The organism is Massilia rhizosphaerae (genome assembly GCF_016093545.1).
Lineage (GTDB): Bacteria > Pseudomonadota > Gammaproteobacteria > Burkholderiales > Burkholderiaceae_D > Telluria > Telluria rhizosphaerae.
Genome location: NZ_JADKYX010000021.1, coordinates 92,349 through 105,733, shown reverse-complemented (window position 1 = coordinate 105,733; position 13,385 = coordinate 92,349). Strand labels below are relative to the sequence as shown.

Sequence of the window (13,385 nt, the reverse complement as noted above, 5' to 3'; positions counted from 1 at the left end):
TAAAGTTGAATAAAGAGCATTATTATGTTCATGGACGTCATCTGGCGAATTACAGTTTGGCAAGGTTCGGACGGCCGGTTGCGCGTCAGGCCGCCGCCACCCCGCCCCGCGCCATCGCATTGCCCAGCCGGCACGCGCAAAAGCTGGCCGCGAGGCCGACCGCCACGCCGCACGCGAGCTTGAACGCGCTGCCGAACAGCAGCGGCGCCACGAGGCCGGAGACGAGCGCGAACGACATCATCTGGATGAACGACAGCATCGACGACGCCAGGCCGCGGTTGTCCGGGAACAGGGCGAGCGCGCTCACCTGGATCGCGGGCATCGCCAGGGCCAGGCCGAACGTGTAGACCATCAGCGGCAGCACGGCCCAGGGCACGGCGACGGCGGCGCCGGCGTACGCCGTATAGCCCACGTTCAGCACGCAGGCGAGCAACATGATGGCGAAGCCGGTCGCGCGCATGCGGGCGGCGGGAATGCGCGCGGCGCGTTTGCCGCCCCACGCGGAGCCGATCACCATGCCGCTGATCAGGGGGATGAACATCCAGCCGAACGCCGTCTCCGGCAGGTGCAGGATCTCCATCACGAAGTTCGCGGCCGAGCCGATGTACAGCGACAGGCCGCCGAACGACAGGCCCACGGACAGCGACAGCAGCAGGAACTGCGGATGCCCCAGCACCTTGAGATAGTTGCGCGCGATGGCCACGCCGTGGAACGCGTGGCGCTTGTCAACCGGCAGGCTTTCCGGCAGCAGCTTCCAGGTCGCCAGCAGCATCGCGGCGCCGAACAGCGCGAGGAAGACGAACGGCGCGCGCCAGCCGAACGTCACGTACAACCAGCCGCCCAGCACGGGCGCGATGGCGGGCGCGAGGCCGAACACCATCATGATGTGCGACATGATGCGCTGGGCGTCGGCGCCCGTGAAGCGGTCCTGCACGATCGCCTGGCCGACGACGGAGCCGGCGCCCGCCGCCATGCCCTGCAGCGCGCGGCACAGCAGCAGCACGCCGAACGTGGGCGCCAGCGCGGCACCCGCGGACGCCAGCGTGTACACCGTCAGCGCGGCCATGATCACGGGCCGGCGGCCGAACGAATCGGACAGCGTCCCGTAGAACAGCATCATGAACGCGAACGTGAACAGGAACACCGACAGCGTCTGCTGCACGGCGACCGGCCCCACGTCGAACGCGCGGCCGATGGCGGGAATGGCCGGCAGGTAGGTGTCGATCGCCAGGGCGCCCACCATGCCGAGGCAGGCCAGGATGACGGTCAGGAGTCTTTGCATATGCATGCCTTGGATGGAACATCGGCACTGCACCATGCGAGCGTCCGAAGGACGAAATTGTAGCGGGAAAAACAGGCGTCGTCCGGCGCCGCCGCGCTTTCCGGCGGCGGCGCCCGCGAACACCGAGGGCACGCAGGCGCGGCCAGTGCCGCCTGCGCGCACGCGAAGGAAAGATCAGTCCTGGCGGTACAGCGACATGCCGAAGCGCTCCGTGCGCGGCATCCAGTTGCCCTGGTAGTCGGCGGAGACGAGCACGCGCTCGGCGCGGCCCACGAGCAGCTTGCGCGGCACGAGGCCGATCACGCGCGAATCGGCGCTGTTGTCGCGGTTGTCGCCCAACATCAGGTATTCGCCCGGCGGCACCGTGACGGGGCCGAAGGTGCGCGGCGCCAGCACGTCCGGCATGATCTGGATGTGGTGGCGCGGCTCGGCGGTCTTGCCGTCCCACGATTCGGCCAGCTGCAGCGCGCGCGTGGCGGCGCCGCCGACGGAATCGAGCGATTGTTCGACGACGCGGTAGTCGGCGCCGTGGCCGTTGATGAAGAGACGCTCGTTGCGCATCTCGACGACGTCGCCCGGCAGCGCCGCCACGCGCTTGATCAGCAGCGTGTTGTCGCGCGGCGAGCGGAACGTGACGATGTCGCCGCGCCGCGGTTCGCCCAGGTGCGCCAGCACGACGTTCGTGAGCGGGACCTTGAGATCGAATGCGAGGCGGTTCACGAACACGACGTCGCCTTCGAGAAGATTCGGGTGCATCGACGCCGAGGGGATCGGATTCCAGTCCGCCACCGCCGTGCGGAACACGCCGAACAGGACGAGAAACGCCAGAAAACCCTTGTTGTTGCGCACCCAGTTGTTCATCTCAGGACCCTGTTCGTGGTTGTTCTGCCGCTGTTATACGCGGCTAGACCGGATGCAGGCTTAACAGAGAATTAAACGGTGCGTATGCATGCCGGGCGTTCAGGCCAGGCCGATGCGGACGGCCATGCCCACCCACACGGCGAATGCCGCCGCGGCGAGGTAGGCGGCGTACGCCATCAACGCCGTCCCGCGCTCGCCGTCGCGCCGGCTGCGCACGAGGTAGTAAGGGATCGTCGCCACCGCGCACGCCGCGACGGCCACGCTGAGCCAGAACGGCCTGCGAAAGCCGCGCGCGTCGCTGTCGCCGCGATACCAGAGAAAGCACAGATAGCTGACGACGACGCCCACCACGAGGTGCAGCTGCGCGGCGGCGTCGGCCCCGGTGGCGTCCAGCAGGCCCGTGCCGGCCATCAGGACCATGATCCACAACACGACACGCTGGTGACTCATCGCGGCTCCCATGCGCCGCCGGCGGGGGAGCCCCCGCCCCGGTCAGCGCGCTTCGACGTTCCCGGTCAGCTTAGGGAACCCGTTGGGGTTGCCGTTGATCACCATCACATTCACGTTTTCTGCGACTTCACGATCGCCAGCGCCGACGCGATCAAGCCGCTCATGTCCCCCATGTCGGCCGGGACGATGATCGAATTGTTCGTCTTGGCCAGCTTGCCGAATGCGTCGACGTAGTGCTCGGCCACGCGCAGGTTGACGGCATCGAGGCCGCCCGGCGCGCGGATCGCGTCGCCCACCTGGCGCAAGGCGCTGGCGCTGGCGTCGGCCAGCGCGACGATCGCGGCCGCCTCGCCCTGGGCGCGGTTGATGGCGGCCTGCTTCTCGCCTTCCGAGCGCGCGATGGCGGCCTCGCGCTCGCCGGTCGCGATGTTGATGGCTTCCTGGCGCCGGCCTTCGGACGCGGCGATCAGCGCACGCTTCTCGCGCTCGGCCGTGATCTGGCGCTGCATCGCGTGCAGGATCTCGGCCGGCGGCGTGAGGTCCTTGATCTCGTAGCGCAGCACCTTGACGCCCCAGTTGGCCGCCGATTCGTCGATCGCGTTGACGACCGTCGTGTTGATGTGGTCGCGCTCCTCGAAGGTCTTGTCCAGCTCCATGCGGCCGACCACGGAGCGCAGCGTCGTCTGCGCCAGCTGGGTGATGGCGGCGATGTAGTTGGACGAGCCGTACGACGCCCGCATCGCGTCCGTCACCTGGAAATACAGGATGCCGTCCACCTGCAGCTGCGTGTTGTCCTTGGTGATGCAGACCTGCGGCGGCACGTCGAGCGGGATCTCCTTGAGAATGTGCTTGTACGCGATGCGGTCGATGAACGGCACGACGATGTTCAGGCCCGGCGCCAGGGTGGCGTGGTATTTGCCGAGCCGCTCGACGACCCAGGCATGCTGCTGCGGCACGACGTTGATGGTCTTGAAAACGAATACCAGGGCGATGATGAAGATCACCAGCGCGAAGGTTCCGAACGAGAATGCCATGGTCTTCCTTTCGATGGATGGACGGGATCAGGCGGCGGCCGGTGCCAGCCAGTCGTAGACGAGGCCGCCGGCCGTGCCGGCGACGGCCAGCAGCACGCAAAAGCCGGCGAGCCGCAACAGGGCGCGGCCCTTCTGGCCGGCCGGGCGGCTGCGCACGAGGTAGTACGGGACGGCGACGATCGCCAGCATGACGACGCCGATGCTGAGCCAGCGCGTGCGCCGGTACTGGCGCGCCTCGCTGTCGAGGCGATACCAGCAGAAGCTCAGGAAGCTGAACATCAGCGTGGACAGCACCGCCCAGCCATTGGACTGGACGTGCAGCGCCATGTCGTGGGCGTCGACGACGCCGGCCACGAGCGTCACCGCCACCAGCAGGACGAGGATGTGCGCCGTCTTCATGGATTCGCCACAACGAGGCGGCTGCCGTGCACTTCGACGATGCGGAACTCGCCCGCATGCGGCGCGACGCCCGGCGTCAGTTCGACGTCCCACAGCGCGCCGCGGTACATCACGCGCGCGCGGCCGTGCTCCCAGGCCGGCACGGTCACGCGCTGGCCGATGTCGAGATTGACGTTGCGGTCGCGCTGCGCGTCCGCCTTCGCCGGATGGCCGAAGCGCGAGCGGTGCAGCAGGCCCGTCGCGACCACGCCCACGACGGCCGCGGCGATCGCCTGCGCGGGAGTCGACGCGCCGGCCAGCGCGACGATGCCGCCGATCGCGAGGCCGATGGCGATCATCAAGAGATAAAACGTCCCGGTGAACAGCTCCAGGATCACGAGCACGCCGGCCGTTACCAGCCAGCCCATCCAGTCAGCCATGGTGTCCTCCTCGTGGGATCGCCGTGTCGCCAGTCTACTGCGTCCGGGCGCGGCGTCAACGGCCGGACGCCCGCTTGACCACGCTGGACGCCGCCGGCGCCGCGCAGGCGCGTGTGCAGCGCAGGTAGGTGTCGTCGCATTGGCTGGCATGGCTTATCCGGCGCGATTGCGTGCCCGCATTCTCGAGCGCGCGCGTCGACGGCGTCGGCACCTCCATCTGCGAGGCCTGCGCCAGCGGATTCTTCTCGTTCATTTCCAAGAAGGGCGCACCGTGCTCGTCGGCCAGCGAACGCACGTGCGCGCGGCACTCGTGCTTGTCGGCGTCGCACATCGACTTGCACAGGCTGGGCTCCTCGGCCCGGCTGAGGCCGGACCACATCGTGGCGGCAACGATCACCACCAAGGTCAAATGTTTCTTCATTCATTACCACCCAAGCTAAAGTTTGCCAAAGTGTAACGTTTTTTCGAGGCAAGTCAAATATTTGTTGCTCCGTGCGCAATAAACGGCCGGCCTTGGCGGTCACTTGCTTTACACGTTGTCAATAATGCTGTTCATACGCCAACTATTGCTGCTATGCTGCGGCGCCCGCGTATTGACCCAGATCGGACCCCGATCTGGCCACCGGGGAAGATCAATTTCCAAGTGGAAATGAATTCGATAATGCGCTGTATTGCCCACCTGGAGACCGCCATGTTCCGACGCCTGCTCGCCGTTTTCCGCCCCCGCCGACCGGCCGCCCCGGCCCTCGCGACGCATGACGCCATCGCGACGTACGACGAACACGGCCGGCAGGTGATGATGCCGAGGGCGGAGTGGCGCGACAAGGTCCTGCATCCGCAACTCAAGCAGCACTGGGACACGCCGGACGCGCTGTACGGCACGATCATGTCTGCGCTGTCCGACGGCTTCGCGCGCGAGCTGATGACGGCGGCGGCGCGTCTCGTCGAGATCGACGGTTTGCCGGAACGCGCCCACGTCGCCCATGGCATCGTCCTGCTGGAAAGCGGAAGGCTGGACGAGGCCGAGGCCGTGCTGCGCGCCGGCATCCGGGCCGTCGGCGAGACGCCCGCGCTGCTGACCAACCTCGCCAAGGTGATGCACGACCGGCGCGATGCTGCCGCGGCGTCCGACCTGCTGGAACGCGCCGTCCGGCTGGATCCGAACTTCGAATTTGCCTTGAATGCCTGGCTTGCCGTCTGCCGCGAGCGCTCGGGCGAGGCCGGCTTCTTGCAGGCGCTGCAGGCGGCCTGCGCCCTGCCGGACAGCTGGCGCGCCCGGCTCCTGCTGGCCCGGCACCACCTCGAGACGGGCGACCTGCCCGCGGCGCGGGAGCAGTACACGGCCGTGCTGGCCGCGGCGGAGGTGAACGGCAGCGCGCTGATGACGATGGCCGCCGACCTGGCCCGGCACGGCCACGCGGGCCTGGTCGTCACGCTGGTCGGTCCCGTCTACGAACCGGGCAAGCACGGTCCGCAAGCCGGCTTCAGCCTGCTGCGCGCGTGCCTGGAGACGGCGCGCGTGGCCGAGGGCGAGGCGTTGCTGGCACGCCTGCGTCCCCTCGCGCCGCCCCCGTTCATGCGCCATCTGGACGACTTCGAGCGGGCGTTCCGGCAGCTGCGTGGCGCCACAGTCCACGCATCAGCGTAGGGTGGGCACTCCGTGCCCACCATGCGTTCGCGTCACGCCGGAGTTTGGTGGGCACAGGGTGCCCACCCTACGGCTAGTCGGCCAGTTACTGCATCGACGCCAGCTTCTGCCACGTATCGATCACGGAATCCGGATTCAGCGACATCGATTCGATGCCCTGCTCCATCAGCCACACGGCGAAGTCCGGATTGTCGGACGGCCCCTGGCCGCAGATGCCGATGTACTTGCCCTGCGCGCGGCAGGCCTTGATCGCCATGGACAGCATGGCTTTCACGGCCGGGTCGCGCTCGTCGAAGTCCTTGGCCAGCAGCTCCATGCCGGAGTCGCGGTCCAGGCCCAGCGTCAGCTGCGTGAGGTCGTTGGAACCGATCGAGAAGCCGTCGAAGTACTGCAGGAACTGCTCGGCCAGGATGGCATTGGACGGCACCTCGCACATCATGATCACGCGCAGGCCGTTCTCGCCGCGCTTCAGGCCGTACTTCGCCAGGAGGTCGATGACCTTCTCGGCCTGGCCCAGGGTGCGCACGAACGGGATCATGATCTCGACGTTCGTCAGGCCCATCTCGTCGCGCACGCGCTTCATGGCCATGCATTCCATCTCGAACGACTCGGCGAAGTCCTCCGCTAGGTAGCGCGCGGCGCCGCGGAAGCCCAGCATCGGGTTTTCCTCGTCCGGCTCGTAGCGCGAACCGCCGATCAGCTTCTTGTACTCGTTCGACTTGAAGTCGGACAGGCGCACGATGACGGGCTTCGGCCAGAATGCGGCGGCGATGGTCGCCACGCCTTCGGCCAGCTTGTCCACGTAGAACGCGCGCGGCGACGCGTGGCCGCGGGCCACCGATTCCACGGCCTTTTTCAGGTCGTTGTCGATGTTCGGGTACTCGAGGATCGCCTTCGGGTGCACGCCGATGTTGTTGTTGATGATGAACTCCAGGCGGGCCAGGCCCACGCCGCCGTTCGGGATCGCCTGGAAGTCGAACGCGAGCTGCGGGTTACCGACGTTCATCATGATCTTGGTCGGGATCTTCGGCAGTTCGCCGCGCACGGATTCCGTCACTTCCGTTTCCAGCAGGCCGTCGTAGATCCGGCCCTCGTCGCCTTCGGCGCAGGACACGGTCACGAACGTGCCGTCCTTCAGCGCCTCGGTGGCGTCGCCGCAGCCGACGACGGCCGGCACGCCCAGTTCACGGGCGATGATCGCCGCGTGGCAGGTGCGGCCGCCGCGATTCGTCACGATGGCGGACGCGCGCTTCATGACCGGTTCCCAGTTCGGGTCCGTCATGTCGGCGACCAGCACATCGCCCGGCTGGACGCGTTCCATTTCGGACGGGTCGGTGATGACGCGGACCGGACCGGCGCCGATCTTCTGGCCGATCGCGCGGCCCGACGTCAGCACGGTGCCGGTGCCCTTCAGCTTGAAGCGCTGCTGGGAATCCGTCGCCTTCTGCTGCGACTTCACGGTTTCGGGCCGAGCCTGCAAGATGTACAGCTTGCCGTCGCGGCCGTCCTTGCCCCACTCGATGTCCATCGGGCGGCCGTAGTGCTTCTCGATGATGACGGCATATTTCGCCAGCTCGACGACTTCCTCGTCGCTCAGCGAATAGCGGTTGCGCTGCTCGATCGGCACGTCGACGGTCTGCACCGAGCGACCGGCCTTCGCCTCGGCCGTGAATTCCATCTTGATCAGCTTGGAGCCGATGTTCTTGCGGATGACGGGCTTCTTGCCCTGCTCCAGCATCGGCTTGTGCACATAGAACTCGTCCGGGTTGACGGCGCCCTGCACGACAGTTTCGCCCAGGCCGTAGCTCGACGTGACGAACACGACGTCCTTGAAGCCCGATTCCGTGTCGATGGTGAACATGACGCCGGCCGCGCCCGTGTCGGAGCGGACCATGCGCTGCACGCCGGCCGACAGCGCGACTTCCGCGTGCGTGAAGCCCTTGTGGACGCGGTACGAGATGGCGCGGTCGTTGTACAGCGACGCGAACACGTGCTTCATCGCTTCCAGCACGTTGTCGATGCCGACGACGTTCAGGAACGTTTCCTGCTGGCCCGCGAACGAGGCGTCCGGCAAGTCTTCCGCCGTGGCGGACGAGCGGACGGCGAACGACACTTCGGTGTCCGAATCGGCGACGAGGCGGTCGTAGAAGCTGCGGATTTCCTGCTCCAGGCGCGGCTGGAACGGGGTGTCGACGATCCACTGGCGGATTTCCGCGCCGGCCGCCGCCAGCGACCGCACGTCGTCGATGTCCAAGCCTTCCAGGCGCGTGGCGATACGGTCGCCGAGGGAGGCGCCGCCGTCGATCGAGTGGTTCAGGAAGTCGCGGAAGGCTTGCGCCGTGGTGGCGAAGCCGCCCGGCACGCGCACGCCGGCCTCGGCCAGCTGGCTGATCATCTCGCCCAGCGACGCGTTCTTGCCGCCGACCGACTCGACGTCGGTCATGCGCAGGTTTTCGAACGACGCCACGTAGACGCTTGCGTCGGCCGCCGCTGGATCGGGCGCCTTCAGTACTGCATTCGACAGGTTAGTCATGGTAAAACACCTTTTTGATGATGGAAATCTGCACGGCGGATTGGCCGACGGCCGGAGGGGAGACGCGCCTGGCGAGGCAGCGGCGGCGGGCCGGGCGCAGCCGTGCGAACACACGTGCGCTCCTGGCCGGCTTCGCGCGGCAGGCGGGTCGGTTTCCGGGGGATTTCTTGTTATTCTTGGCGTCGTACAGCACAATCTGAACTACCCGTTGCCGAGCATTTTACCCCGTGCGACTGGGTTTCACAGCCCCGGGGCTGCAACTTTGTCATTATCTGTCCAAAAAAACCATCATGTCCCTCCCGAGCACCTCAGCCAATCCCGACGCCGCGCGCACCGTTTTCTTCGTGTCGGACGGCACCGGCATCACGGCGGAAACCTTCGGCCACGCGGTGCTGAGCCAGTTCGAGACGCGCTTCCGGCAAATCCGCCTGCCGTTCATCGATACGATCGAAAAAGCCTACGAAGCCGCCCGCCGCATCAACGACGTGGCGATCTCCGACAACCAGCGCCCGATCGTGTTCTCCACCCTCGTCAAGCACGACCTGTCGGCCGTCATCCGCGCCGCGCAGGGCATGCACATGGACCTGTTCCAGACGTTCGTCGCCCCGCTCGAGCAGGAATTGCGGATGAAGTCGACGCACACCATCGGCCGCATCCACAACGTCGTCGACACCGAGGAATACAAGAACCGCATCGAGGCCATCAACTTCTCGCTGGCGCACGACGACGGCCAATCGCACAAGAACCTGGCCGACGCGGACGTGATCCTCGTGGGCGTGTCGCGCTCGGGCAAGACGCCGACGAGCCTGTACCTGGCGATGCAATACGGGATCAAGGCGGCCAACTACCCGCTGATCCCGGACGATTTCGAACGCAACAAGCTGCCCTCCGCGCTGCCGCCGTTCAAGCACAAGATCTTCGGCCTCACGATCTCGCCGGAACGCCTGTCCGAGATCCGCAACGAGCGCCGCGCGGGGAGCAAGTACGCGTCGCTGGAAAATTGCCGCTACGAAGTCAACGAGGCGGAAGCCATGATGCGGCGCGAAGGCATCCGCTGGCTGTCGTCGACGACCAAGTCGATCGAGGAGATCGCGACGACGATCCTCCAGGACATCAAGCCGGAGCGGCGCGAGTACTGATTCGCCGGCCGGGACGCGTTCGGGGACTGCGTCGACCCGACGGAGGCATCTACTCCAACACGGTTTCGGACAGGACCCGGAACGGCACGCCGGGCACCAGGAAGCACAGCGGCTCCCCGGCCGCCGCCAGCGTATGCGCCAGCGTATGCGCCAGCGCGCACGCGACGGGCTCCGCCGGCGCCAGCGGCCGCACGGCGTCGAGCGGGATCGGCAAGTCGATGTGGGACAGCACCGGCTTCCCGAACCGCGCCGACCACCCCAACGCGGCGTCCTGGCAGGCCAGCATTGCCACCGCGTCGTCCCACGACCCGAACGCGGCGGCGAAGGCCGGCGGCAGGACGGGCCGCGCGGCCGGCGCCACCGTGCACGCGAAAGCGGGCGCACTGCCCGCGCCGGGTTCGATGCGCGTCGCGATGCCCGCGCCCGCGCGGCCGTGCGTGAACCGGGCGGGCCGGTGGGTCCGCATGATGTCGCTGAACAGGCGCGTGGCCGCGACGTAGGCGCCGCTGTCCATCACGTTTTCCAGGAACCAGACGGTGTGCGGCGGCGCGCCGGGCGGCAGGGGGCCGTCCAGGTACAGCCGCCAGTTGCTCTGCAGCGGCGACGGAAACAGGCGCCGCAGCGGCCCCGCCAGTGCCGGGCCGAAATGGCCGTGCCGGTACGTCAGCACCGTGAACGGCGTCCTGCCCCCGCGCTCCCATACGCGCAGGCCGGCCGGCAGCAGCGCGCCGGCGACGCGGGCGTCCACCATCCACGTCACGTAGACGACGTCGGCGACGTCGCTGCGCAGCACCGGGAACGGCAGGTGCGACAACACCGCGTGGCGCAGCCGCGCGAGGCCGCGCGCGTTCAGCAGGCGCTCGAGCACGCGCCCCGCGCGGCCGGGATACGGATGGCGGTACATTCAGAAGAAGTGCCGCCAGTCTTCGAGCCACCCCGGGAATTCGTCCGCCGCCATCGGATTGGCGATGTGATACCCCTGCGCATACGTGCACCCGAGCCCCTGCAGGAAATCCCAATCCTGCCGCGTCTCCACGCCGACGGCGACGGACATGCGGTCCAGGCTGTGCGCCAGCCCCAGGCACGATTTCAGCACGGTCCCCAGCGGCCGCTTCTTCGACGCGCCGTCCACGAACGACCGGTCGATCTTGAGTTCGGAGAACGGAATGCGCGCGAGGATCTGCAGGTTCGAGCGTCCCGTGCCGTAGTCGTCGATCGCGAGGCCGAAGCCCATCATGCGCAGGCGCACGAGGCGTTCGATGAAGTCGGCGTCGAAGCTGAGGATCGCCGATTCCGTCATCTCGAACGTCAGGTAGTCGGGCAGCACGCCGTGGCGCTGCATCGTCGACGCCACCTGGCGGATGAAGTGCGGGTGCGCCAGCGTTTCCGGCGCCAGGTTCAGCGAGATCGAGATCGGGATGCCCTGGTCGTGGTAACGGCGGCAGCGTTCCACCGACATCTCCAGCATCGTCCAGTCGAGGAAGTCGACGCGGTTGTTCTGCTCCAGCGCCCCGATGAAGGCGCAGGGGCCCAGCACGCCGTGCTCGGGATGGCGCCAGCGGGCGAACGTCTCCAGGCTCTTGACCTGCCCCGTCGCGAGCTCGATCTTCGGCTGGAAGAACGGTTCGAACTGGCGCTTCTGCAGGCCGACGCCCACCTCGGCGAACGAAAAACTCGGCCCGGGCGCGGGCGCCGGCGGCCGTGCCGGCGCCTGGTAATTGTCCAGCAGGGCCTTGAGCTTGGTGCTCGTGACGGGCTTGGCGATCGTCCCCAGCAGGTCCACGCCATGCGCCTGCGCGAGGCTCTCGACGGAAAACAGCACGCTCGCGGGCTGGGCGCCGACGACGATCAGGCGCACGGTCGACTTGAGCGCGGCGATCGCGCGCAGCAGTTCCAGGCCATCCATGCCGCCCAGGTCGAGGTCGATGACGGCGACGTCCACCCTGGGCGTGAAGCTGGCCTGCAAGGTGCGCAAGGCCATCGGGCCGTCCGGCACGTCCGTGACGCGCGTGGCGCCCACCTGGCCGAGCGCCTCGATCAGCGCGCGGCGCTGCACCGGGTCCGCTTCCGCGACCAGAAAGTGCAAAGACTGCAACTGCGCTTGCCTTGTATCCACCATTGTGACTCCGTCGTTACCTGCACGAAGCGTAACCGAACGGGCGGATGGCGTCTATGCCTTGGTATGCCGCTGTTGCTGCCTGAGCTGTTCGAAGAAGCACACCGCCGCGCAGGCGGCCACGTTCAGCGATTCCACGGCGCCCGCGTGGGGGATGGCGACGCGGTGCGTGGCCAGGTCGAGCAAGGCGGCCGACACGCCCTGCCCTTCGTGGCCCAGCAGCCAGGCGACGGGGCGGGCGAGATCCACGTCGTAGATCCGCTCGCTCGCATAGCCGCTCGTGGCGAGCACGGGCACGCGCGCGGCGCGGACCAGCGCCGCCAGGTCGACGTGCTCGAAGATCTCCAGCACGAAATGGGCGCCCATCGCGGCGCGCAGCACTTTCGGCGACCAGATCGATGCGGTGCCGGGGCTGCAATACACCTGCTTGATGCCGGCCGCGCCGGCGCTGCGCAGGATCGAGCCGGCGTTGCCCGGGTCCTGCACGCCGTCCAGCAGCACGGCCGATACGGACAGCGCTTGCGGTGGCACGGGACGCGGCGTCTCGACGAGGAACAGCAAATGGATGCCGTGTTCGACCTGGGACAGCGCGCCGAACAGCGCGTCCGGCAACGACGTGGTGCTCGCGTGCACGCGCGCGACGATGGCCGCCACTTCGGGATTCGTCAGCGCGCCCTCGGAGACGATGCAGTGCACGGGCTGCCCGACAAGGTCGAGATACGTCTGGCACAGGTGGACGCCGTCCAGCAGCGCACGCCCCGCCTTGCGCAGCGCCTGGCTGCTGCCCGCGAGGTGTTTCAGTTCCTTGTAAAACGGGTTGTCGCGCGAGGTGATGCTCTTCATGCCGGCAGCTCTCCGAACAAGTCGGGTTCGATGAGCGCACGGACAGGGGCGAAGCTGCGCCGGTGCACCGGGCTGGGACCATGTTCGCGCAGGCGCGCCAGGTGCAGCGCCGTCGAATAGCCCTTGTGCTGGTCGAAGGCATACTGCGGATAGGTCGCGTGCAGGGCGACGAGCGCCGCGTCGCGCGCCGTCTTCGCGAGGATGGACGCGGCCGAGATGGCGTGGACCTTGTCGTCGCCCTCCACCACCGCATGCGCGCGGATGTGCGCTGCCAGCGGCGGGCAACGGTTGCCGTCGATGAGGGCGATGGTCGGCACGGTCCCGAGCTGTTCGACGGCGCGGCGCATCGCCAGCATCGTCGCCTGCAGGATGTTCAGCGTGTCGATCTCGGCATGCGAGCATTCCGCGATGGCCCATGCCAGCGCGTGTTCCTTGATCAGCGGCGCCAGTTCGTCGCGCCGCGCCTCCGTCAGCTTTTTCGAGTCGCGCAAGCCTTCGATCGGACGCTTCGGATCGAGGATCACGGCCGCCGCGAACACGGGTCCGGCCAGCGGGCCGCGCCCGGCCTCGTCCACGCCGCAGACGACGTCGTCCAGGGTGAACGGCCGGTCCTTGCGCGGCAGGCCGGGGTAGAAATCGACCGCCTTTTTTCTCATGTTTC

14 protein-coding genes are annotated in these 13,385 nt (G+C 67.6%); 2 read left to right on the top strand and 12 right to left on the bottom strand.

Features of this window, described 5'->3' with window-relative positions:
• Window positions 1-85: 85 nt before the first annotated feature.
• The 7 genes from ISF28_RS24960 to ISF28_RS24930 form a co-directional block, all read right to left on the bottom strand.
• On the bottom strand, window positions 86-1,282 hold the full coding sequence (locus tag ISF28_RS24960) for a multidrug effflux MFS transporter (protein ID WP_198119879.1): 1,197 nt from the start codon (window positions 1,280-1,282) through the stop codon (window positions 86-88).
• A 174-nt stretch (window positions 1,283-1,456) separates the two neighbouring features.
• Window positions 1,457-2,143: a signal peptidase I gene (gene lepB / locus ISF28_RS24955; protein ID WP_198119878.1), complete on the bottom strand. Its 687-nt coding sequence runs from the start codon at window positions 2,141-2,143 to the stop codon at window positions 1,457-1,459.
• A 99-nt stretch (window positions 2,144-2,242) separates the two neighbouring features.
• Window positions 2,243-2,593, bottom strand: coding sequence for a hypothetical protein (locus ISF28_RS24950; RefSeq protein ID WP_198119877.1), 351 nt, complete (start codon window positions 2,591-2,593; stop codon window positions 2,243-2,245).
• Between the two features lie 110 nt (window positions 2,594-2,703).
• On the bottom strand, window positions 2,704-3,627 hold the full coding sequence (locus ISF28_RS24945) for an SPFH domain-containing protein (RefSeq protein WP_198119876.1): 924 nt from the start codon (window positions 3,625-3,627) through the stop codon (window positions 2,704-2,706).
• A 27-nt stretch (window positions 3,628-3,654) separates the two neighbouring features.
• Window positions 3,655-4,026: a hypothetical protein gene (locus ISF28_RS24940; RefSeq protein ID WP_198119875.1), complete on the bottom strand. Its 372-nt coding sequence runs from the start codon at window positions 4,024-4,026 to the stop codon at window positions 3,655-3,657.
• Window positions 4,023-4,445, bottom strand: coding sequence for an NfeD family protein (locus ISF28_RS24935; RefSeq protein ID WP_198119874.1), 423 nt, complete (start codon window positions 4,443-4,445; stop codon window positions 4,023-4,025). The genes ISF28_RS24940 and ISF28_RS24935 overlap by 4 nt, the downstream gene beginning before the upstream one ends.
• A 55-nt stretch (window positions 4,446-4,500) precedes the next feature.
• Window positions 4,501-4,866, bottom strand: coding sequence for a hypothetical protein (locus ISF28_RS24930; protein ID WP_198119873.1), 366 nt, complete (start codon window positions 4,864-4,866; stop codon window positions 4,501-4,503).
• A 270-nt stretch (window positions 4,867-5,136) separates the two neighbouring features.
• Here ISF28_RS24930 and ISF28_RS24925 point away from each other — a divergent pair, with 270 nt between their 5' ends.
• Window positions 5,137-6,093 carry a tetratricopeptide repeat protein gene (locus ISF28_RS24925; RefSeq protein WP_198119872.1) on the top strand — a complete coding sequence of 319 codons (957 nt, stop codon included), beginning with the start codon at window positions 5,137-5,139 and terminating at the stop codon, window positions 6,091-6,093.
• Between the two features lie 85 nt (window positions 6,094-6,178).
• Here ISF28_RS24925 and ppsA read toward each other — a convergent pair whose 3' ends face one another.
• Entirely contained in the window at window positions 6,179-8,536 is a 2,358-nt protein-coding gene (gene ppsA / locus ISF28_RS24920) for a phosphoenolpyruvate synthase (RefSeq protein WP_229519370.1), read from the bottom strand.
• A gap of 380 nt (window positions 8,537-8,916) precedes the next feature.
• Between ppsA and ppsR the strand changes: the two genes are divergently transcribed.
• Window positions 8,917-9,765, top strand: coding sequence for a posphoenolpyruvate synthetase regulatory kinase/phosphorylase PpsR (gene ppsR, locus ISF28_RS24915; RefSeq protein ID WP_198119870.1), 849 nt, complete (start codon window positions 8,917-8,919; stop codon window positions 9,763-9,765).
• Window positions 9,766-9,814: 49 nt separating this feature from the next.
• Here ppsR and ISF28_RS24910 read toward each other — a convergent pair whose 3' ends face one another.
• The 4 genes from ISF28_RS24910 to rnhB form a co-directional block, all read right to left on the bottom strand.
• Window positions 9,815-10,669 (bottom strand): DUF2071 domain-containing protein, encoded by an 855-nt coding sequence (locus tag ISF28_RS24910; RefSeq protein WP_198119869.1) that lies wholly within the window; start codon window positions 10,667-10,669, stop codon window positions 9,815-9,817.
• On the bottom strand, window positions 10,670-11,860 hold the full coding sequence (locus tag ISF28_RS24905) for an EAL domain-containing response regulator (RefSeq protein ID WP_229519364.1): 1,191 nt from the start codon (window positions 11,858-11,860) through the stop codon (window positions 10,670-10,672).
• Window positions 11,861-11,935: 75 nt separating this feature from the next.
• Window positions 11,936-12,724 (bottom strand): TrmH family RNA methyltransferase, encoded by a 789-nt coding sequence (locus ISF28_RS24900; RefSeq protein ID WP_198119867.1) that lies wholly within the window; start codon window positions 12,722-12,724, stop codon window positions 11,936-11,938.
• A complete protein-coding gene (gene rnhB / locus ISF28_RS24895; RefSeq protein WP_198119866.1) occupies window positions 12,721-13,380 on the bottom strand; it encodes a ribonuclease HII in 660 nt (219 codons plus the stop codon). The genes ISF28_RS24900 and rnhB overlap by 4 nt, the downstream gene beginning before the upstream one ends.
• Between the last annotated feature and the right edge of the window lie 5 nt (window positions 13,381-13,385).

What these genes read in the sequence shown, in the direction of transcription:
- ISF28_RS24960 (WP_198119879.1), bottom strand. Translation starts at nt 1,282, where the DNA reads ATGCAAAGACTCCTGACCGTCATCCTGGCCTGCCTCGGCATGGTGGGC.
- lepB (WP_198119878.1), bottom strand. Translation starts at nt 2,143, where the DNA reads ATGAACAACTGGGTGCGCAACAACAAGGGTTTTCTGGCGTTTCTCGTC.
- ISF28_RS24950 (WP_198119877.1), bottom strand. Translation starts at nt 2,593, where the DNA reads ATGAGTCACCAGCGTGTCGTGTTGTGGATCATGGTCCTGATGGCCGGC.
- ISF28_RS24945 (WP_198119876.1), bottom strand. Translation starts at nt 3,627, where the DNA reads ATGGCATTCTCGTTCGGAACCTTCGCGCTGGTGATCTTCATCATCGCC.
- ISF28_RS24940 (WP_198119875.1), bottom strand. Translation starts at nt 4,026, where the DNA reads ATGAAGACGGCGCACATCCTCGTCCTGCTGGTGGCGGTGACGCTCGTG.
- ISF28_RS24935 (WP_198119874.1), bottom strand. Translation starts at nt 4,445, where the DNA reads ATGGCTGACTGGATGGGCTGGCTGGTAACGGCCGGCGTGCTCGTGATC.
- ISF28_RS24930 (WP_198119873.1), bottom strand. Translation starts at nt 4,866, where the DNA reads ATGAAGAAACATTTGACCTTGGTGGTGATCGTTGCCGCCACGATGTGG.
- ISF28_RS24925 (WP_198119872.1), top strand. Translation starts at nt 5,137, where the DNA reads ATGTTCCGACGCCTGCTCGCCGTTTTCCGCCCCCGCCGACCGGCCGCC.
- ppsA (WP_229519370.1), bottom strand. Translation starts at nt 8,536, where the DNA reads ATGACCGACGTCGAGTCGGTCGGCGGCAAGAACGCGTCGCTGGGCGAG.
- ppsR (WP_198119870.1), top strand. Translation starts at nt 8,917, where the DNA reads ATGTCCCTCCCGAGCACCTCAGCCAATCCCGACGCCGCGCGCACCGTT.
- ISF28_RS24910 (WP_198119869.1), bottom strand. Translation starts at nt 10,669, where the DNA reads ATGTACCGCCATCCGTATCCCGGCCGCGCGGGGCGCGTGCTCGAGCGC.
- ISF28_RS24900 (WP_198119867.1), bottom strand. Translation starts at nt 12,724, where the DNA reads ATGAAGAGCATCACCTCGCGCGACAACCCGTTTTACAAGGAACTGAAA.
- rnhB (WP_198119866.1), bottom strand. Translation starts at nt 13,380, where the DNA reads ATGAGAAAAAAGGCGGTCGATTTCTACCCCGGCCTGCCGCGCAAGGAC.